Below are 19,615 nucleotides of genomic sequence, written 5' to 3'. Positions count from 1 at the left end.
GCCTCGCGCGGTTCGCGGGCGATCCCGGTGGGGATGGAGCAGTGGCCATGACGATGAGACAGCCCATTCTACCCGAAATAGCCGAAGCGGCCGCCGCATGGATTGTCCGGCGTGACGGGGAGGCGATGAGCCCCGAGGAAGAGCGTGACTTCGCGCTCTGGCAGTCGGACCCCGATCACCGCGCAGCGCTGGCCCGGCTGGAGAAGATCTGGGGCCTGATGGACGAGCAGGAAGACGCGGTGGCTGGCCTGCAGGCCATTCCGGAATTACCCCGGACGCGGCCGGTCTCTACCACCACTCGCAGCCGTTCGAACTGTCATCCGAACCGCCGTCTCGGGCTGCTCCGCCGGGGCTGGGGCATGCGCGGGGCAATGGGTGGGATCGCTGCCGCATTGGCGATCGTCGTTCTGGGCGGTGTGCAGGACTGGCCGACACGGCTGCGCGCGGACCAGATCACCGGCATCGGTGAGCGGCGCAATGTCGCCCTTTCCGACGGATCGGTGGTGCAACTCGACAGCGGCTCGGCGATCGCGCTCGACTTCGCGAAAGGCCGTCGGGGTGTGCACCTGCTGGCGGGGGCGGCTTTGTTCGAGGTCGCGCCCGATCCCTCGCGCCCCTTTGTCGTCGAGGCGGAGGGCGGCAGCGTCACTGCTCTCGGCACCGCCTTTGCCGTGCGCGACGAGGGTGGGCGGGCCACGGTGACCGTGACGAAACACAGCGTCCGGGTCGAGGGCGGGGGACGTGCCGCCGTCGTCGGTGAAGGTCAGGGCGCCGACTTTACGCATTCGACATTGACCGGGCCGTTTCCCGCGCGGGGCGAAGCAATAGCCTGGACGCGTGGGCGACTGATGGTGGTTGATCGCCCGCTCGGGGAAGTGGTGGCCGAGATCGGGCGCTATCGGCACGGCTTCGTCACCGTCGCCGGTGCGGCGGCCGCCATGCGGGTGAGCGGAGTCTACGATCTCGATCATCCACTCGCGGCGATCGACAGCATCGAGAAAAGCCACGGGCTGCGCTCCGTGCGGCTGTCCGATCGCTTCATCATCCTGCGCCGATAAAAAATTCTCACCGCAAGGTCGTGTTTCGGGATCGGACTGCGTCTTGGTTTTGCGATTGCGTCGCAGCAGCAATGTCGGGCGCATGGAATTCCAGGTGGGGAAAGTTTCGATGACGATAAAGTTCGAGCGCGGCCGGGTCATGGCTTTTGCTTTGATGGCAGGGACGGTGATCGGCGGTTGCGCCGCGCTGCCCGGACTGGCGATGGCGCAGGACGAGGGCACTTTGCGCGCCTACGATATCCCCGCCGGTGCACTGTCAGACGCGCTTAACAGCTTTGCCGAACAGAGCGGCGTGCAACTGACTTACGAGGCATCGCTGACCCAGGGGTTGCGAACCGGTGGTCTGCGCGGAAGCTTCGCGCCCCGGGATGCCATTTCGCGCCTGCTTTCGGGCACGGGCCTTGCCGCACGTTCGTCAAGCGAAGGCGCGCTAACTATCGCGCGCGCGACACGAGGGGCGATGACCCTTGATCCGCTGAGGCTGGAGTTGACGCCCGCCGCCTATGGAGTCGGCAGCGTGGCCGCCGAAGAGGAGAGCGAGGCCGGACGTCGCGACGACACAATCCTCGTCACCGGCCACAACGAAAAGATCGATGCGATTTCCGGCTCCGGCCCCTGGGGCAACAAGCTGGTGATCGACACGCCTTACGCGATCAGCGTGGTGTCGCAGGACCTTATCGAGAGCGTCATCGCGGGCGATATGGACCAGATCTTCAAGATGAATCCGGTGGTCCAGAATTCGGCACCCTCGACCGTCTACGGAACGCCCTACGTGAATATCCGTGGCTTCTCGACCCAGAAGGGCGTCGTCGATGGTCTGCGCATCTCATCGACCCTTACCGGCATCTCGACGGAGGAACTGGCCAATGTCGAGATCATGAACGGCCTGTCGGGCTTCCTGTATGGTGTCGGAAATCCGGGCGGCGTGACCAACTACGTGCTCAAGCGGCCGACTTACGCGCCTCTGCTCGACGTGCGCGTCGGAAATTATGGCAACACCCAGTGGTTCGCGCATATCGACATGGGCGGCAAGATCGATGCCGGCGGCACCTTTGCCTATCGTCTCAACATGTCCATCCAGGACGGCGAGACGGCGAAGAAGAACCAGAACGTCGCGCGCACGATGGTCAGCGGCGCGCTCGACTGGAACGTCGCGCCGAATTTGCTGGTGCAGGCCGAGGCCGCACACACCTACTACCGCATCGACGGCATCGATTCCCGCTTTTACGCTTATGGCGATACCAGTCGCGCCTCGCTCGACCACTGGATCGAGCCGCTGGCCAACGACAAGACCTGGACCCCGTCCTGGACTTATCTGCAGACCAAGACCGATCGTCTGGGCGCCAACGTCAAGTGGAAGATCGACGATACCTTCAGCCTGCGCGCAGCCTATCTCTACAAGCGTGACGAGCAGGATTCGATCAACATCTATCCGCTCTACGTCGAGGACGGCGGAAACGGGGAGGCAGGCTGGCAACTGGGCTGGACCTCGCGCAGTGCGCCTTCGTATAACTACGCGCAGGGCGCTTATGCCTACCTGGACAGCGAGTTCGCGACGTTCGGGATCAGGCATCGCCTGACCGTCGGCGCCTCGGGCGATATCCTGAGCGTCAAGCGCCACGTCACCAACACCGTCAGCGGCGGTGACTCGCCCGTCTTCAGCGACCCTGATGGTCTCAACAACTGGGCCATGCCCTCGGCGCTGGACACGTATTCGTGGGGCGCTCTCTACAAGTCGAGCTGGGCGCGCAATACCAACATCGTCGTCGGCGACGATATCCAGTTCACCGATCATCTGGGCGCCATGGTCGGGGCCAATCACAGCACCGTGGAGGCCAAGGCATACGGAGCCACCGGCGCAACGACTTCCAGTTACGACGAAAGCGCATGGACACCCACGGTGTCGCTGATCTTCAAGCCGTCCGCGCGGGTGACGACTTACGCCACCTATATGGAAGGATTGGAGCAGGGCTCGACGGTCCCCGACGATTCCACGCTCTACAACAACCCGGGCGAGATCATGAAGCCCTACGTCTCCAAGCAGTATGAGATCGGCGCCAAGTACGCGCCGATCGATGCCCTGCTGATCACCGGCGCGCTCTATCGTATCGAGAAGGCCAATTCCTTCGACGAGCAGGTGGGCGGCAAGATCACCCGCACCCAGGACGGCGTCGAGGTGCACCAGGGTATCGAACTGAGCGCCACCGGACACGTGACGCACAACCTCAACGTCATGGTCGGCGGCACGCTGATGGACCTGAAGGTGACGAAGACCAGCACCGCATCGCTGCTGGGGAAATGGCCCACCGGCGTGAGCAGCACTCTCGCCAAGATGTACCTCGAATATAGCGTGCCCGCGCTGCCCGGCTTCTCTGTCAGCGGCGGCGTCTACCACGCCGGCAAGATGTACAAGGACAGCGCCAACCTGCAGAAGATGAACGGCTATACGATCTTCGACCTCGGCCTGCATTACAAGGCGGAGGTGGATGGCCACCCGGTGCGCTTCGACCTGAACGCGGCGAACATCACAGCCGAGAATTACTGGGCGACGTCCTATTCCCTAGGCATTCCGCGCAGCGTGGCCTTCGCCGTGAAGTACGGCTTTTAAGCCGGTCGTCGGGGGAGCAGCATCGTGAAGCAGGGTTTCCGCCAGTCGATGGCCTGGCTGCACACCTGGGTCGGGCTACTGCCCGGCTGGGTACTCTATGTCATCTTCGTGTTCGGGACGGCCGCATTCTTCCAGCATGAGATCGACGCCTGGATGCGCCCGGAGCTGCCCGCGCAGAGCCGCGTCACCGCGGGCGCCCTTGAGGCCGCCGACCGCGTCCTGCGCAAGCGCGGGGCCGGGGCGGACAGCTGGAGCGTATCGCTGCCGGCCGCCCGTGGCGGCAGCGGGCTGACGGTCTCGTGGCAGATGCCCGGAGAGGCGCGGCGAGGCCGTCGCGGGGGCGAGGAAGTCACCCTCGATCCTGCGAGCGGGCGCGAACTCGCCTTGCGTGATACGCGTGGCGGGTTCTTCCTCTACCGTTTCCACTTCGACTTGCACTACCTGCCGGTGATGTGGGCGCGAATGCTGGTCAGCGTGGCGGCGCTGGCGATGCTGGTGGCGATCCTTTCCGGTGTCGTCACGCACAAGAAGATCTTCACCGACTTCTTTCAGATGCGTTTCGGCAAGGGTCAGCGCAGTTGGCTCGACGCACACAACGCTACCGCCGTGCTGGCCCTGCCGTTCCATGTGATGATCACCTATACCGGCCTCGTCACGCTTCTGTTCACGCTGATGCCCTGGGCGATCACGGCCAGCTATCCGAGCCGCGAGGCTTTCTATGCGGAAGCCTTTCCCCGCGCCGAGGAAAGCGAGGCGAGCGGCAAACCTGCGCCGACCGTCCCGCTCGCACGGCTGGTCGAGCGCGCGCAGGCGAAGTGGCAGGGCGGACAGCCGAGCTACATCAGTATCGCCCATCCCGGTGATGCCGCTGCGACCGCGCAGGTCTATCCCCAGCGCACGGACTGGAGCGAGGGACGACGCGATCCGGTTCATCTCGGCGCGACGCAGGGCGGTGAACTGCCGGTCGCGGCGCGGCCTGCGGGCGGTGCGCGAAAGACGCAGGAGGTCATGGTCGACCTCCACACCGCTTGGTTCGCCGGATATGGTCTGCGCTGGCTCTACTTTCTCTCCGGCGTTGGTGGGACCGTGATGGTGGGGACGGGCCTTGCGCTCTGGTGCGTCAAACGGCGTGGCAAACTGCCCGACCCGGCGCGCCCGCATTTCGGGTTCCGGTTGGTCGAGCGGCTGAACATCGGCTTCATAGCAGGCGCACCGGCCGGCATCACCGTCTACTTTCTGGCCAATCGCCTGCTTCCGGTTGCACTTGCGGGGCGTGCCGAGTGGGAGGTGAACGGCCTGTTCATCGCCTGGGGCGCGATCTTCGTCTGGACGCTGGCGCGGCCCGCCAAGCGCGCCTGGGTCGAGGCGCTCGGCGCATGTGCCGTCGTCTTCGCGCTGGTTCCCTTGGTCAATGCACTGACGACCACACGCGGGCTGGGTGGCAGCTTGTGGCGGGGCGACTGGGCTTTCGTCGGGTTCGACCTGGCCATGTCGGCGCTCGCGGCAGGCTTTGGCTGGACCTCGTGGAAAGTCCTGCGTCACCGGCCCAAGGCGGCTCCGGCGCGCCGCCAGCGCATGCAGAAGGAAGCGACCGCATGACCCATCTCGTGATTGCCATGCCTGCGCTTGCGGGCTTCGCACTACTGCTCCTGGCGATGGCGCGCCACCAGCAGGACTGGCTGAAGCGCAAGTTGGCGCCGCGCACGTCCCGGGTGCTGCGCTGGAGCGGGTTCGCTGCGCTGGCGCTCGCTTTCGGGGCGGCGGGGCTGGGCCACGGCTGGGCATATGGCACCGTCGCCTGGTGCGGCTGGCTGAGCTTCGCCGCCATGCTGGTGCTTGCCGCGCAGACCAATCGCGAGCGCATTCTGCGCCTGTTCGCCTGAAAGGAACACCAATGCCCAGGAACACCGTCGCGGCGGGTCAGTCCGTCCCCCGTCGCCCGTCGCGACCGGCGTCGCGCGTCGCCAGCGGCTTGCCGCGGCGACGCGCGCGCTTGCGCGCCTGCCTTTTCGCACACCTGTCCGTACTCTGGCCGGCACCCTGGGCGCCTATGGCCTCACGGCGCAAATCACCGTGGCCGCGTCATTGTTGCTGTCTCGCCTCGGCATGACGCGGGTGGAGGCAGTGACTGCGGCGACGCTTGCGAGCTTCGCGGTCTTCGCGGTCATCTCCATGGCCGTGTTCCATGCCCACAGCGTGCTGCGTGCGTGCTTGTGGCTGGCCGGAGCGTCCGTGCCGCTCGCGCTTCTGGGATGGGTGATGGCACCGGCATGATGAACGCCTTTTCGCTCATGCTTGCCGGAGTCGCGGCCGCCAGTTCTCCGACCGAGGAATCGGTCCCGACCGGGCGGCAGGGACAGGAAAAGCCGCCCGCCATCGTCCCCGCCGGACCCGACCCGGTCTACCCGGCCGACTTCTACAAGCCGTTCCAGCCACAGACCGCGCTCGACATGCTGGAGCGCACTCCCGGCTTCCTGCTGAGCGAGGGCACTTCGGTGCGCGGGTTCGGCAATGCGGCAGGCAATGTGCTCATCGACGGCCAGAGGCCGACCGTGAAGGGAGGCGGCATCACCGAAGTTCTGCGTCGCATCGCCGCATCGCGTGTCGAGCGGGTGGTACTGCTGCGTGGGTCCGACGCTGCCGAGGCGCAGGGCCAGACGTTGGTCGCCAACGTGATCCTGCGTACCGACGCGGGCGGATCGGGCAACGCCGCGCTGACGATGACCCACACCGCTGATGGTGTTGTCTCGCCCGCCGGCCGGGTCAGCTTCGCGCGGCGCGTCGCGGGTTGGCAGACCAGCATCGAATTGTCAGGCGAGGTCACTCGCTATCCCACCGACGGCGTGTATCTCGACCGCGACGCGACCGGGACGCTGACCTCCACCCGGCGTGAACACATCCGCGCCAAGGCCCCCGAGTACGGTCTGGCGCTCAGCACTTCGGGGGCGGTCGCGGGCGGAACGTTGACTGTGAACCTGCGGCTCAACAAGGACGGCTATTCGTCTGACCGGGGCATCGACATCTTCAAGGGTGCTGCGAACGGCTCGCCGGATGGCCGCCGCGACATCGCCTATGACGAGAACGGGCGCAGCGGTGAGCTTGGTCTCGACTGGACGCGGCGGCTGGGATCTGGCTGGACCGCGAAGTTGGTCGGTCTCGGCCGGGTAGAGCGCTACGTCACTGACGAAGACTATGTCGAGGCCGATTATCGCGGCCTTTCCTCCCAGCGGGAGACGCCGAGCGAGTTCGTCGCCCGCGTGACGGTGACGCGCGAAGGCGACCATTCGGTGCGGCCGGAGTTCGGCGGCGAGGTGGCCTACAATCGTCTGTCGAGCCTGCTCGACTACGCCGAGGATACCGGCTCCGGCCTTATGCCCGTGGCGCTCGCCAATGCCGATACCCGGGTTTCGGAACTGCGTGGCGAGGCGTTCGCCAACATCACCGTGAAGTTCGCCCCCAGGCTTGCGCTGGAGGCGGGCATGGCGGTGGAATTCTCGCGCATCCGCGTTTCGGGCGAGGCGGCGCAGGAGCAGAGCCTGTCCTACCTCAAGCCTTCGGCGGCACTGGTGTGGTCGCCGTCGGGGAGCACGCAGCTGCGGCTCGGGGTGCGCAGGACCGTCGACCAGCTCGATTTCGCCGACTTCGCGGCTTCGGTCAACCAGGCCGACGGGCGGCCGCTGGGCGGCAATTCGGGGCTGCGGCCCGCCCGTGTGACGCGCGCCCTGGCCCGCCTCGACCACCGCTGGGGCAAGGGCGGGGCGATCGCGGTGGAGGCCTACCACCAGTGGCACACCGGATTGCTCGGCTATCTTGTTCTCGATAGCGGAGACCAGGCACTTGGCACCATCGGCGATGCGCGGCAATGGGGTGTGAGCGTGCAGGGGACACTGCCTCTCGACACCGTGTTGCGCGGCGCGCGGCTGACTCTTGACGGCACCTGGCGTGGTTCGCGGCTGAGCGATCCGATAACCGGCAAGCACCGGGCGATGGACGACATTGCTGGGCAAAGCGTGACTGCCGAGTTCCGCCATGACGTGCCGGCCCTCAAGTCGTCATGGGGCGTCAACTGGACCGCGCCCGAAGAAGCCGACGTCTTCTACACCGGCGAAGTCCTGCGCGCGCGGAGCCATGCGCGCTGGGGTGGCTATATCGAGACCACGGTGCTGGCCGGGTTCAAGACGACGTTCACGGCCAAGGCGATCAACGGGCAGGATAGTTCCCGGTGGCGCCGCTTCTATTCACCGAGCCGTGCGGGTGCCTACACCGGAAGCGAGGAAAGGAACCAAAAGCAAGGGGTGATCGTGTCGATGGCTGTGGTTCGGGCTTTCTGAGTGTCTGTTCGAGAAACCGCTGAAGACGAGTTTCGAAGCACTGGCAATGTCTTGACGGGAATTTCTCAAGTGAAATCCGGAACGACGCATACGACCGCGAGCTTGCCAAGCGTCTCGTGACGGGTGCCCAAGGTCAGGGTGCGCCCCGCGCCCGCTGGTTCGCTGTGGGATCGCTTTTGCCTATGAGGACAAGATACTGCCTTTTTCCTGGAGGCGGCGTGTGCTGCGCATACTTGTGGGAGACTGGCCGAACCATCGTTGGCAGCGGCGGGAGAACACCGCTTGTTCGGCGAAGCCGAGCTTTTCGGAGATCCCCGGAAATCGAGGTCGGTCTGTTGCAGGTAGTAGAGCGTCAGATCGCGGCGCACCCCGTCCTTGACGTCCTGAAAGCTGGTGCCCTCCTCCTTCAGCCGGCGGCGCAAGGTACGATGGTGGATGTTCAGTGCACGCGCGACTTCAACGCTGGCACAGTCCCCCTGCGCCAGCCTGCGAATGATAAGGCCGCGCACTTCCGCGTCAAAAGGTAGACTTCGTTTGGGAAAGTGCTTCTCAATGTAGGCGGCCAGGTCGCTATGGACTTGGGTGTTCTGGCTGAGGATCGGACTGGCGAGATCCCTGTCCGAGAACGTGATCCCGTCGGACGGCTCCCCGAAAAGCACCTCGCAGCCGAAATAGCGACGATAGTCGGCGAGCGGAGAGAGCGGCTCGTGTCGGAAATGCACGCAGCGAGCGCGGGCATAGCCGCCGGTCATCTCCATCGCCTCGACATGACCGATCAAAAGGATCTGCTCGATGGCCTGGATACGCTCGGCACTGTTTTCGAACAGCAGTTCATGGCCGGCGAATATGGTGCCCTCGGCAGCATGCGGCCGCAGCCATACGCGCGCTGCGCGGCTGTGTGCGCTGATGTGCTCGCTTGCAAAGCGCAGGGCATCGCCGAACGTCCTCGAACTGCGCATCGTATTGCCCAGCGGCCCGAAGATCGCTCCGCCGCGTTGCCGCAGAGCCAGCCGCATTCCGAAATCGCGGCAGTCCAGCCGGTGCGCCGCAACGGTCAGGAGCCGGATCGCCTCGGGATATGTGAGCGCAACGGCGTCGTCGCGAAAATCCTGGGCGGAAATCCCGGCGAACCGCAACAGTTCGCCGGGATTTCCGCCAAGCGAGCTGACCAGTTCCGGAAAATGCCGGAGAAGCGGGATGTTGAGCCGTGCAAATTCCACATCGGCAGGCAATGGCATCAGCAGGTCCTTGGCATCGCAAGGGAAGGCGCGGTTATCGGAGCTTACGGCCGCGCCGTCCATCTCCTGAACAATGGCTGCATCGCCTGTCCGCATCGGTCAAGTCGGTGTACGAGATCTTGCGGCAAGAGTGCCAAAGATCGCACGAGCGTAGCGCGACCTTGCAAGGACAAGGAAGGGCGGAAGCACGCGTCGTACGGCGATGCTTGCCAGCGCCACTTCCTTCGCGTAGGGCGGCTCCCGTCTCTCGAGGTTCGGGAGGCCATGATCGCGTTGGTGCTCCCGTAAGGGGGCTTAAAGGGAACGCGGTGAGGGGGCTCGCGCCCCTGAATCCGAGGCTGTCCCTGCAACTGTGAGCGGTGAGCGCGATGCATATCGCGGCAGGCCAAAGTGCCCTGTCGCAGCCACTGGGCCGGACGCTAACTCCTGCGAGGCCTGGGAAGGCCGTGCATCGTGCGATGACCCGCAAGCCAGGAGACCTGCCAGCGTCCGGTCGCTCTTGCCCTTGGTCCAGGGGATGGCCGAGGCACGGTGAAATCCGTCTGAGCGACGCATGTGCGGCGGGGGCCGCATCGACCCAAGCGACGGCGCCGGGGGCGTCGTGTCGTCGCGTGGGCCGACCGTTCGCGCGGACGCCCTCGTCAGACGTCGATGACGCCGGACAGGGTTTGTTTCTCACATGACGATTTCCCAATATGCGCTGTGCGCCGCGACCGCTTTCGCAGCGCTTTCCTCATCCGTGTTTTCCTCGGCCGCGCGCGCAGACGAGGCCGATCCGGCAGACACCATCCTGGTAACGGGCCTGCGGGCCGAAACCAGCCTCGATACGAAGAGCAGCGGCAGCCGCCTCGGCCTCACGGTTTTTGAAACTCCGGCAAGTATCGAGGTGCTGGACGGTGATGCGATCCGGGCGCGTGGTGACCTTTCCATCCAGGAAGCGGTCAGCCGCGCTACCGGTCTGACTTTCCAGGGTTCTCCGGGCAACGGGAATACGGCGATGGCCGCGCGCGGTTTCTCGGGGCAGGGGTCGGTGCAGTTGCTGGTGGACGGCACGCGCCTGTTCGTGGCCTCGGGGACGCTGACCTTCCCGGTCGATCCCTGGACGGTGGAGCGCATCGACGTGCTGCGCGGCCCGAGTTCGGTCATATCAGGCGAGGGCGCGATCGGCGGCGCGGTCAATGTCATCATGAAGAAGCCGTCGACCGACCGCAGCATCATGCAGGCCCGCGTGGCCTACGGCTCGGACAACGCGATGCAGATCGCGGGTGATGCTGGCGGGCCCGTGGGAGGAGGTCTGTCCTATCGTGTCGCAGCCAGCTTCACACGCTCGGATGGCTGGCCCGACCGCAACAGCGACAACCGCAACCTCGCCATCTCCGGCGCGCTGCGCTGGGACGCCAGCCCGACGTTGAGCTTCACGCTGGCTTCCGACTACGGCGACGTCGAGATGTTGCCCTATTTCGGCAGTCCGCTGAACAACGGCAAGTTCGACAGGCGCTTCCGTTTCATCAACTTCAACATCACCGGCAGCGAGGATCATTTCCGGGACAACTGGACACGTCTGACGACCGAGTGGCAGGCATCGGATGCGATTTCGCTGCGCAACGTGGCTTATTACCTTAGTTCGGATCGCGACTGGCTCAACGCCGAAAGTTATCGCTATTCCGCAACGACCGGGCTGGTGACGCGCAGTGACTACCTGAACATCGTCCACCGTCAGGACCAGATCGGCGATCGCGGCGACCTCACCTTGCGTACTCCGCTGGGTGGGGGTGTGGAGAACAGCCTGCTCGTCGGCTTCGACGTCAACCGGGTCAAGTTCCGCCACATCAACAACTCGCCTTATGGCGGCAGTTCCGTGGTCGATCCGTTCGACTTCGAACCCGGCGGCTTCATCACGCCGGTGCCCACCACGCTCGGTTTCCGCACCCTGACCACGCAGTATTCGGTGTTCATGGAAGACCAACTCCAACTGCGTGACTGGGCCTCGCTGGTCGGAGGTTTCCGGCAGGACTGGTACGATCTGGAGCGCATCGACGCGCGTACGCCGGCGAACGGCTTCAAGCGGAAGTATCACAGTACTTCGGGCCGCTTTGGGCTGGTCCTGAACCCTGCGGTCGATACTGCGCTTTACGGCTCGTTCACAGTCGGCACCGACCCGATCAGCGCGCTTATCACGACTTCGAACGCGCAGAAGGACTTTGGCCTTTCGCCCGCACGCCAGTTCGAAGTCGGCGTCAAGCAGCGCTTCCTTGAAGGGCGCGGCTCCGCCTCCATTGCGCTGTTCGACATCGAGAAGCGGCGTCTTCTTACCCCGGACCCGGAGAACCGTCTTATTACCCAGCAGGTTGGCAAGCGGACTTCACGCGGTGTCGAGGCGACGTTGGCAGTGCAATTGACCGACGCCTTCGGGATCGAGGCCAATGGCACCATCCTCAAGGCCCGTTTCAAGGAATTCGGCGAGGTGGTGAACGGCGTCGTGATCGACCGCGCCGGGAACACGCCGCCCGGGATACCGACTAAGACTGCCAATATCTCGGCGAACTGGCGCTTCCTGGAGCCGCTGCAGGCCCGTGTCTCCGCCCGCTTCGTCGCGCCGCGATGGACAGATAACGCCAACACCTTGCGCGTGCCGGGCTACGAGGTGGTCGATCTCGGCTTGCGCTGGACGATCAGCGAAAAGCTGGCGATCGACGGGCGGATCAGCAATGTCTTCGACAAGATCTACCCGATCGGCAGCAATTCTTCGCAATGGCTGCTCGGTGCTCCCCGGCGCTTCGATGTCCGCCTGGATATGAGCCTGTAAGGGCGATGGCGCACGCCTTGGTAAAGAGGGGCCTCAAGGCCAGCCTGCGGTGGCTGTACTGGCTTCACCGCTGGCTGGGCATCGCGGTCTGCCTGATGTTTCTCCTGTGGTTCGTTTCGGGCGTGGTCATGATGTACGTGCCCTACCCGTCGCTGACCGAGGAGGAGCGGCTTGCAGGGCTGGCTCCGATCGACTGGAGCCGGGTGAGGATCAGTCCGACCGAGGCGCTTCGCCGCGCCGGACAGCAGGGGTTTCCCGCGGAACTTCGCCTCGATATGGCGGCGGGAGAGCCCGCTTGGCGTATCCGGGACAAGCAGCGGCGGATCGCCTTGTCGGCTTTGGACGGGCGGCGCCTTTCCGCACCGGATGCTGCCTCTGCGATAGCGGCGGCGCGGCGCTTCGCGGGCGCCGCGCCGATCACCCGTGTGGAGCGTATTCACGACGATCAATGGACCGTCGCACAAGGGTTCAAGTGGGCGAGACCGTTGTGGAAGGTCTCGCTGGGAGATGCTCGGGGTACCCAGATCTACGTCTCCTCCACCAGCGGAGAGCCGGTTCAGAACACGGACGCCCGTGAAAGGGCATGGAACTGGGTGGGCGCGGTGCCGCACTGGCTATACCTCACCGCCATCCGCCGCGACGGATCTTTGTGGCGACAGGTGGTGCTGTGGACGTCCGGTCCGGCCGTGGTCCTCGGTATTACCGGCATGTGGGTCGGTATCCTGCGTCTCAGGCTGCGCCGGCGCTACAGGAATGGGGCGATAACACTCTATCGAGGCTGGATGAAATGGCACCATCTGACCGGACTGGCCGGAGGGATCTTCGCCATTACCTGGATGTTCAGTGGATGGCTTTCGGTCAGCCCTTTCGACTGGTTCGCGCGCAATGGGCCGTCGGGGGTGCCGCCCTCTATGCGGCGCACGCGAGTGCGGACTTTCCTGTGCTGGATGGCGGCAGGCTTGCCGCCCGCGCACCTCAGGCCCGGGAAGCGCGGCTGGCCTGGGTCGGCGGCCGCCCGGTGGTCACGCTGACGGTGAAGACCGGGCACTCGATGATCGCCACCCCGGATGGCCGGGCATTGCGTTTCACGCAAGCCGAACTGGTCGCCAATGCCCGGCGCCTGATGCCGGGTACGCCGGTCAGGAATGTTGTCGTCCTGCAGAAGCCGGACCTTTACTGGTACTCCCACCGGCACGAACGCACCCTGCCGGTTGTTCGCGTCATCTTCGGCGATGCGGAGCGGACATGGACGACCATTGACCCGCGTGGAGGGTCACTGTTGAGCCAGCAGAACGCGAGTGGACGCAGTTACCGATGGTTTTTCAACGCGCTGCATGATTTCGATCTACCATTCCTGCTCGCCAACCGTTTCCTGCGCGAGCCATTGATGTGGTTGCTCTCTGCACTTGGGATCATCATGTCGCTGTCGGGGATCGTTATCGGTTGGAACCATCTTGTGAGGCGCCGTCGCCGAAAAGCGGCGCGACAGGCGATAGCGTGATCCTGACCGTCGTGGTCTCTCGGAGAAGAAGCAGGCCTGCGTCCAGAGCCGGGGCGCAGGCGGTGTGCTTGAGAGGGTTACTTGTTCCACTTTTCCCTGCGCGCTGCTCGTTCCTGCGCGGCATCAAGCGGCTCGCCAATGGCCATGGTTTGCGCCGCAGCCAGCGAGTTCGCCTGCGGCGGATCCGGCCTGACGGTACGCACCGCGTTCGGGCGCTCCGTTCGCAACGGTGCGCTGCAGGATCCAGCCCTGGGCGTCCTTGCAGGCGATACCTGAACTGGCCCCGGCATCGTAGACGCGGCAATAGTTGCCGTCCTCGCGGCGGAAGCTGGTCAGGATGCGTAGCTTGCCGGGTTCGTTGGCGGAGGCCAGCTTTTCGTCGAGGCCCTTTGCCAGCATGCCCGAGGCAACGAGAGCACCGCCCGAGGTGACACTGGCGCCGTCGTCGGCAACGCGCATCCCGAAAAACAGGCCGAGCACGAGCGAGGCGGCGATGGCCGCTCCCGTACCCCACCAGCGGGGCAGGGTCAGGCGAGGAGGCCGGGCGGCGCGGACCTGATCGTCACGACGCGCGCGTGCGGCGGCGAAATCGAGGACGCGCGCCGGTTCATGCTGCTTCGTGTCGGTCATGTCGCGCTCGGCATCCTCCGCCGCAGCGGCTGCGATCATCTGTGTCAGGCTTTCCGGCACCGGCTCAACCGCGACGGGATCGAGGTGGCCGCGCAACAGTGCGCGAAGGCGCTGCTGCGCCTCCAGCCGCGACGCCAGTGCGGGGTCGCCGGCAATCGCGGCGGCCACCCGTTGCGCCTCTGCGCCGGTGAGTTCGCCATCGACATAGGCAGTGAATTCATCATCGCTCACGGTCATGCGATTTCTCCCAGTTCGCGCAACAGTGCTTCACGCCCTCGGCCGAGGCGCGAGGTGAGCGTACCCTGGGGCACGCCGATGATTTCCGCCGCTTCCTTGTAGGCGAAGCCCTCGACAAGTACGAGTATGACGGCCTCGCGCTGCTCTTCCGGGAGGCGTGCCAAGGCCCTGCCGACGTTCCCCAACTCGACCAGGTTCTCGGCCGCGAGATCGCCGGGGGCGCCGATGTTGGCCCCTTCTTCTTCATGGGTGAAAGTCTGCGAGCGCCGCGTCCTTGCCCGTACTTCGTCGATCCACTGGTTGCGCATGATCCTGTAAACCCAAGCGTCGAGGCGTGTGCCGTCCTGCCACGACTGGCGGGACTTGAGCGCGCGCTCGACCGTCTGCTGGCACAAGTCGTCGGCGTCGGCCGGATCACGGGCGAGCCCCCGCGCGAAGCGCCGCAGGCGCGGCAGCAGGGCGGTGAGTTCTTCGCAGAAACGGTCTTGGCTCGTCGATGCGTTCATCGAAATGTCTTGTCCGCAGGATGAAACGGACCGACTGCCGCGTTTCATCCCTGAAAGCCATGAAATTTTTGCTATCGGATGGACTGATGAGACACCGCACGCTGCTATCGACCGGCATCGCCGCCCTGTTCCTCGCTGCGCCGTCGGTGCCGGCGGAGGCGCAACTGGGCGGCGGGTTGCCGATCGATGTGCCCGGCACCGTGGGCCGCGTGCGCGACACGCTCGGTGATCTTGCGGGCCCGGTGGTAGAGCCCGTCGGGCGGATCGTGAGCGACGTCCGTGCGCTGGCAAACGAGCGGGTACGGCGGCTAACGCGACTGGTCGCGGATCACGGCGACCGGGTCGAGTGGGATGAGCAGCACCAGCCTGCCGTGCGGGGCGAAGTGCTGATGCTCGACCCTGACGAGGCGGCGCTCGATACCGCGCGGCGGCAGGGGTACAGCGTGCTCGAGCAGGGAACGCTCGAGGGGCTCGATGTCCGCTTTGCGCGCTTTCAGGTGCCGTCAGGTGCCTCTGTGGCCAAGTCGGTGGAGGATTTGCGCAAGGCCCTTCCCGGCCGGGAGATCAGCGCGGATCAGTTGCATTTTCCTTCGGGTGGCACCCCCACGAACGACGGCAAGGCGGCATCCGGAGCGCTTCCACGCGGCGGCACTGTCGGGGTCATCGACGGCGGCATCGGTGGTTCGGCGCGGCTTGCCTCGCAGCGCGGCTTTGCGGCGGGGGCGCCGAAAACCAGCGACCATGCCAGCGCGATCGCCTCGCTCCTGACGGGGGCGGGGACTGCACGTATCTATGGCGCCGATGTCTATGGCTCCGACCCGGCAGGCGGCAATGCGCTGGCGATCGCCAGGGCGCTGGGGTGGATGCAGGTGCAGGGCGTGCCGGTGGTGTCGATCAGCCTGGTCGGTCCGTCCAACCCGCTGCTGGCGCGGGCGGTGGCTTCGGCGCAGAGCAAGGGGATGACGGTGGTGGCCGCTGTCGGCAACGATGGCGCAGCGGCTCCGCCTGCCTTTCCGGCGTCCTATCCCGGCGTGATCGCGGTGACCGGCGTAGACGGATCGGGACGTGTGCTGATCGAGGCGGGGCGTGCCTTGCACCTCGATTATGCTGCGCCGGGAGCTGACATGTCGGCGCTTGTCCCGGGCAAGGGGCGTCAGTCGCTGCGCGGAACGTCCTATGCTGCGCCGCTGGTGGCGTCGCGTATCGCGGCGCGGCGGGCACTCGTCACAAGTGCCGCAGAGGCGATGAAAGCCGTGGATTCCGAAGCCATCAAGGGGCAGCGCCGAACCGGACGCGGCGTGTTGTGCAACATCTGCCGATCGGGCCTTTAGAAAAAAATCTGAAATAATTTCATCGGCCATGGATGAAAGCGAAATGGCCATCCGTTCCTTCCATCAGACACCCCGGACGGGGCCAACGACAACAAGGAAGGAGCAAATCCCATGAACAAGCTCTCACTCACGACCGCCATCGCAACTCTTGCCCTGATCGCCGCGCCAGGCGTGGCCAATGCCCAGCTGCTGGGCGGTGGCGGCCTTGGCGGATCGCTCGGCGGTGGCCTCGGCGGCTCGCTGGGCGGCACCATCGGCGGTGTCGGCAGCTCGATCGACGGGACCATGGGCGGTGCGGGCGACATCAGCGCCTCGCGCGCCAGCCGCAGCGTTTCGTCGCGGGCCTCGGGCAATGCCAGCGGCCACGCCAGGAAGTCCGTGACCAAGCCCTCGGTTTCGGCGCCGGATACCTCGGCGGTGACCGGTGCAGCCGATAGCGCCCGCTCGCAGGCCAGCGGCCTCGTCGACTCCGCCCGCTCGACGGCGGGTAGCGGTTCGGCAACCGGCACGGGCTCGGCCACGGGTTCGCTCGCCGGTTCACTGACGGGATCGGGCGCGAACGGCTCGGCTTCGGGCGCGGGCAACCTCGCCGGCTCGGGCAGCCTGCCTGATACCTCGGGCGTGACTTCGCAGGTTGCGGGCACCGCGACCGGGACGGCTCAGGCAGCCCGCTCGGCCGCGGCAGAGAAGGCGCAGGCGGTCGGCAGCCAGGCCCGCGATGCGGCGTCCAGCGCGGCGAACAGCTCAGCCTCGGGTTCGGGTAATGGTTCTGCCAACGCGCAGGCGGGCAAGCGCAGCGCCAACGTGACCGGCTCGGGCAGCGGTTCGGCTTCGAAGAGCGGTGCGAACGGTTCGGTCGGCCTCGGTGCCAGCACCAGCCGCGACCAGTAAGTTCCGCAGATAAGCCTTCGTCAGAAAGGCGTGCCTAACACCGCTGCGTCGCTTCCATCCCCCACCGATGACGCGGCGGCCTGCGCCCCGGGAGAGACCACTCACTCTCGGGGGCGTTCTCATGCGTGCGATCAGGCGGCAGCGCGGATGGTGACCGGGATCGACTTGTAGGCCGGGGTGCCGCTCGCGGGGTCATAGTCGTCCAGCGGCACAAGGCAGTTGGCCTCCGGATAGTAAGCCGCCAGCGAGCCGCGCGCGATGGCATGGCGGACCAGCGTGAAGCCCTTCAAGGTGCGCCCGGCCGGGGTGGTGACGTCCACCTTGTCGCCTTCGGCCAGACCCAGCATGGCAAGGTCCACTTCGTTGGCGAAGATCACGTCGCGGCGGCCGGTGACGCCGCGATAGCGATCGTCGAGGCTGTAGATGGTGGTGTTGTACTGGTCATGGCTGCGGATCGTGGTAAGCAGCAGCGAGCGCTCGACCTGTTCCTCGGCGTGGGGGTGCGCGATGAACTGCGCCTTGCCGGTCGGTGTCTTCCACGTGCGGGTCGCAGGGCCGATGGTGAGGCGGAATCCACCCGGCTCACGCACGCGAATGTTGAAGTCGCGAAAGTCGGGATAGACGGCCTCGATGCCGTCGCGGATGCGGTCGTAGTCGGCGACGAGCGCGGCCCAGTCGATGCGGGTGTGCGGCATCGCCGCCTGCGCCAGTCCGGCAACGATCGCCGGCTCGGAGCGGACCTCGGGGCCGGGCGCCTTGAGCTTGCCGCGTGAGGCGTGGACCATCGACATGCTGTCCTCCACCGTCACCCATTGCGGGCCGGCGTCCTGCACGTCCAGTTCGGTGCGGCCGAGGCAGGGGAGCACCAGAGTCTCCTTCGCCGTCAGCAGGCAAGTGCGGTTGAACTTGGTGAGGATATTGACCGAAAGGTCCAGCCCGCGCACGGCAGCGAAGCAGGCCTCGGGATCGGGCATGGCGACGGCGAGGTTGCCGCCGAGCGAGATCAGCGCCTTCGAGTGCCCGGAGCGCATGGCGGCAAGGGCTTCGACTGCATTGTGGCCGTGATGGCGGGGCGCGGCGATGCCGAAAGCGGCGTCGAGACGTTGCAGCATGTCCTCGGTCGGCAGTTCGGTAATGCCGACGGTGCGGTCGCCCTGCACGTTGCTGTGGCCGCGCAAGGGGCAGATGCCTGCGCCCTGCTTGCCGAACTGCCCACGAAGCAGGAGCAGGTTGGCGATCGCCTGCACGTTCTGGGTGCCGTGCTTGTGCTGGGTGATCCCCATGCCGTAGCAGACGATCACCCGCTCCGCCTTCATGTAGACTTGCGCCATGCTTTCGATGGCATCGCGCGTCAGGCCCGAGGCGACCTCGATCCAGTTCCAACTGGTGGCATCGAGATCGGCCCTGAGCGCATCCAGCCCTTCGGTGTGATCGGCGATGAAAGCGTGGTCTAGGGCGTCAGCCTCCACCACCAGTTTCATCATGCCTTTGAGCATCGCCATGTCGCCGCCGATGCGGACCTGATGGTAGGCAGAGGCGAGCGGGGTGGAATGGGTCGAGAGCATTTCGGTGGGATGCTGCGGCGACTTGAAGCGTTCGAGTCCGCGCTCGCGCATCGGGTTGGCGACGACGATGGGCACGCCGCGCTTCGATGCGGCGGCCAGCGTGCCGAGCATGCGCGGGTGGTTGGTGCCGGGGTTGTGGCCGATGCAGAAGATCGCGTCGGCAAGGTCGAAGTCCTCCAGCGTCACCGTGCCCTTGCCGATGCCGATCGACTTGGGCAGGCCGGTGCTGGTCGCCTCGTGGCACATGTTGGAGCAGTCGGGGAAGTTGTTGGTCCCGAACTCGCGCGCTAAGAGCTGGTAGAGGAACGCGGCCTCGTTGGAGGCGCGGCCGGAGCAGTAGAACTCGGCCTGGTCGGCGTGGGCGAGGGCCTGCATCGATGCACCCGCGCGGGCGAAGGCTTCGTCCCATGTGATGGGTACATAGTGGTCGGTCTCGGCATCGTAGCGCAGCGGTTCGGTGAGGCGGCCCGCGTCCTCCAACTGGTGATCGCTCCAGGACCACAGTTCGGTGGCGGTGTGGCGCGCGAAGAAGTCGGGATCGACGCGCTTGACGGTGGCTTCCCAAGTGACGGCCTTGGCGCCGTTCTCGCAGAACTCGAACGATGACGTATGGCGTGGATCGGGCCAGGCGCAGCCGGGGCAGTCGAACCCGTCGGGCTGGTTCATTTGCAGGAGCGCGCGCGTGTCGGGGCTGGCCTTCATCTGCTCGCGCACTGTGCGCGCTACCGCTCGCAGCGCGCCCCAGCCGCCCGCCGGTCCTGTGTAGTCGCTGATGCCTTCGGGGCGGCTTTCGGGTTCGCGTGTCTCGCTCATGGCTCTCGTCTCGCAGCAGGGGGCGCGGGTGGGTTAGCACCCCGCGCCGCAAAATCCGACATCACATATGTATGCATTGTGAGCCAACTTGGTTGCATGC

Annotated in this window: 15 protein-coding genes and 1 riboswitch; of the genes, 11 read left to right on the top strand and 4 right to left on the bottom strand. The window is 65.8% G+C overall.

Features of this window, described 5'->3' with window-relative positions; translation table 11 throughout:
- Positions 1-47: 47 nt before the first annotated feature.
- The 6 genes from KZO24_RS20650 to KZO24_RS20625 all read left to right on the top strand — a co-directional run bounded on the left by KZO24_RS20650 (position 48) and on the right by KZO24_RS20625 (position 7,997).
- Positions 48-1,058, top strand: a complete 1,011-nt coding sequence (locus KZO24_RS20650; protein ID WP_271182180.1) for a FecR family protein — start codon at positions 48-50, stop codon at positions 1,056-1,058.
- A gap of 109 nt (positions 1,059-1,167) precedes the next feature.
- The gene (locus tag KZO24_RS20645) at positions 1,168-3,666 is read left to right on the top strand and encodes a TonB-dependent siderophore receptor (RefSeq protein WP_271182179.1); all 2,499 of its coding nucleotides are present in this window, start codon (positions 1,168-1,170) and stop codon (positions 3,664-3,666) included.
- A 24-nt stretch (positions 3,667-3,690) separates the two neighbouring features.
- On the top strand, positions 3,691-5,265 hold the full coding sequence (locus KZO24_RS20640) for a PepSY-associated TM helix domain-containing protein (RefSeq protein ID WP_271182178.1): 1,575 nt from the start codon (positions 3,691-3,693) through the stop codon (positions 5,263-5,265).
- Positions 5,262-5,549, top strand: coding sequence for a DUF3325 domain-containing protein (locus tag KZO24_RS20635; protein ID WP_271182177.1), 288 nt, complete (start codon positions 5,262-5,264; stop codon positions 5,547-5,549). Before KZO24_RS20640 ends, KZO24_RS20635 begins: the two co-directional genes overlap by 4 nt.
- Before the next feature lie 190 nt (positions 5,550-5,739).
- Positions 5,740-5,940, top strand: coding sequence for a hypothetical protein (locus KZO24_RS20630; RefSeq protein ID WP_486487631.1), 201 nt, complete (start codon positions 5,740-5,742; stop codon positions 5,938-5,940).
- Positions 5,919-7,997: a TonB-dependent receptor domain-containing protein gene (locus tag KZO24_RS20625; protein ID WP_271182175.1), complete on the top strand. Its 2,079-nt coding sequence runs from the start codon at positions 5,919-5,921 to the stop codon at positions 7,995-7,997. Before KZO24_RS20630 ends, KZO24_RS20625 begins: the two co-directional genes overlap by 22 nt.
- A gap of 65 nt (positions 7,998-8,062) precedes the next feature.
- On the opposite strand, the gene KZO24_RS20620 is transcribed toward KZO24_RS20625, so the two are convergent.
- Positions 8,063-9,298 carry an AraC family transcriptional regulator gene (locus tag KZO24_RS20620; protein WP_486487630.1) on the bottom strand — a complete coding sequence of 412 codons (1,236 nt, stop codon included), beginning with the start codon at positions 9,296-9,298 and terminating at the stop codon, positions 8,063-8,065.
- 196 nt (positions 9,299-9,494) lie between these two features.
- Positions 9,495-9,736, top strand: a riboswitch (cobalamin riboswitch).
- Between the two features lie 178 nt (positions 9,737-9,914).
- Here KZO24_RS20620 and KZO24_RS20615 point away from each other — a divergent pair.
- Genes KZO24_RS20615 through KZO24_RS20605 form a run of 3 tightly spaced genes read left to right on the top strand, consistent with a single transcriptional unit; the run spans position 9,915 to position 13,542 of the window.
- Entirely contained in the window at positions 9,915-12,041 is a 2,127-nt protein-coding gene (locus tag KZO24_RS20615) for a TonB-dependent receptor (protein ID WP_271182173.1), read from the top strand.
- Positions 12,042-12,058: 17 nt separating this feature from the next.
- The gene (locus KZO24_RS20610) at positions 12,059-13,072 is read left to right on the top strand and encodes a PepSY domain-containing protein (RefSeq protein ID WP_486487629.1); all 1,014 of its coding nucleotides are present in this window, start codon (positions 12,059-12,061) and stop codon (positions 13,070-13,072) included.
- On the top strand, positions 13,060-13,542 hold the full coding sequence (locus KZO24_RS20605; protein WP_486487628.1) for a hypothetical protein: 483 nt from the start codon (positions 13,060-13,062) through the stop codon (positions 13,540-13,542). Before KZO24_RS20610 ends, KZO24_RS20605 begins: the two co-directional genes overlap by 13 nt.
- Before the next feature lie 123 nt (positions 13,543-13,665).
- Here the strand turns inward: KZO24_RS20605 and KZO24_RS20600 are convergent, their stop codons facing one another.
- Positions 13,666-14,409: an anti-sigma factor family protein gene (locus tag KZO24_RS20600; RefSeq protein ID WP_486487627.1), complete on the bottom strand. Its 744-nt coding sequence runs from the start codon at positions 14,407-14,409 to the stop codon at positions 13,666-13,668.
- Positions 14,406-14,915 carry a sigma-70 family RNA polymerase sigma factor gene (locus KZO24_RS20595; protein ID WP_271182170.1) on the bottom strand — a complete coding sequence of 170 codons (510 nt, stop codon included), beginning with the start codon at positions 14,913-14,915 and terminating at the stop codon, positions 14,406-14,408. The genes KZO24_RS20600 and KZO24_RS20595 overlap by 4 nt, the downstream gene beginning before the upstream one ends.
- Positions 14,916-15,001: 86 nt before the next feature.
- Here KZO24_RS20595 and KZO24_RS20590 point away from each other — a divergent pair, with 86 nt between their 5' ends.
- Positions 15,002-16,246 (top strand): S8 family serine peptidase, encoded by a 1,245-nt coding sequence (locus KZO24_RS20590; protein WP_271182169.1) that lies wholly within the window; start codon positions 15,002-15,004, stop codon positions 16,244-16,246.
- Between the two features lie 111 nt (positions 16,247-16,357).
- The gene (locus tag KZO24_RS20585) at positions 16,358-17,137 is read left to right on the top strand and encodes a hypothetical protein (protein ID WP_271182168.1); all 780 of its coding nucleotides are present in this window, start codon (positions 16,358-16,360) and stop codon (positions 17,135-17,137) included.
- 131 nt (positions 17,138-17,268) lie between these two features.
- On the opposite strand, the gene KZO24_RS20580 is transcribed toward KZO24_RS20585, so the two are convergent.
- Positions 17,269-19,515 (bottom strand): FdhF/YdeP family oxidoreductase, encoded by a 2,247-nt coding sequence (locus tag KZO24_RS20580; RefSeq protein ID WP_271182167.1) that lies wholly within the window; start codon positions 19,513-19,515, stop codon positions 17,269-17,271.
- Between the last annotated feature and the right edge of the window lie 100 nt (positions 19,516-19,615).

It is taken from the genome of Novosphingobium sp. NFX11 (genome assembly GCF_057376415.1).
Note: the sequence above shows the minus strand (reverse complement) of the source record. Positions and strands in the feature narration are given on the sequence as shown.

Coding starts and splice junctions, on each gene's coding strand:
- KZO24_RS20645 (WP_271182179.1), top strand. CDS start 1,168: ATGACGATAAAGTTCGAGCGCGGCCGGGTCATGGCTTTTGCTTTGATG.
- KZO24_RS20650 (WP_271182180.1), top strand. CDS start 48: ATGACGATGAGACAGCCCATTCTACCCGAAATAGCCGAAGCGGCCGCC.
- KZO24_RS20635 (WP_271182177.1), top strand. CDS start 5,262: ATGACCCATCTCGTGATTGCCATGCCTGCGCTTGCGGGCTTCGCACTA.
- KZO24_RS20580 (WP_271182167.1), bottom strand. CDS start 19,515: ATGAGCGAGACACGCGAACCCGAAAGCCGCCCCGAAGGCATCAGCGAC.
- KZO24_RS20600 (WP_486487627.1), bottom strand. CDS start 14,409: ATGACCGTGAGCGATGATGAATTCACTGCCTATGTCGATGGCGAACTC.
- KZO24_RS20615 (WP_271182173.1), top strand. CDS start 9,915: ATGACGATTTCCCAATATGCGCTGTGCGCCGCGACCGCTTTCGCAGCG.
- KZO24_RS20620 (WP_486487630.1), bottom strand. CDS start 9,298: ATGGACGGCGCGGCCGTAAGCTCCGATAACCGCGCCTTCCCTTGCGAT.
- KZO24_RS20585 (WP_271182168.1), top strand. CDS start 16,358: ATGAACAAGCTCTCACTCACGACCGCCATCGCAACTCTTGCCCTGATC.
- KZO24_RS20595 (WP_271182170.1), bottom strand. CDS start 14,915: ATGAACGCATCGACGAGCCAAGACCGTTTCTGCGAAGAACTCACCGCC.
- KZO24_RS20625 (WP_271182175.1), top strand. CDS start 5,919: ATGGGTGATGGCACCGGCATGATGAACGCCTTTTCGCTCATGCTTGCC.
- KZO24_RS20590 (WP_271182169.1), top strand. CDS start 15,002: ATGAGACACCGCACGCTGCTATCGACCGGCATCGCCGCCCTGTTCCTC.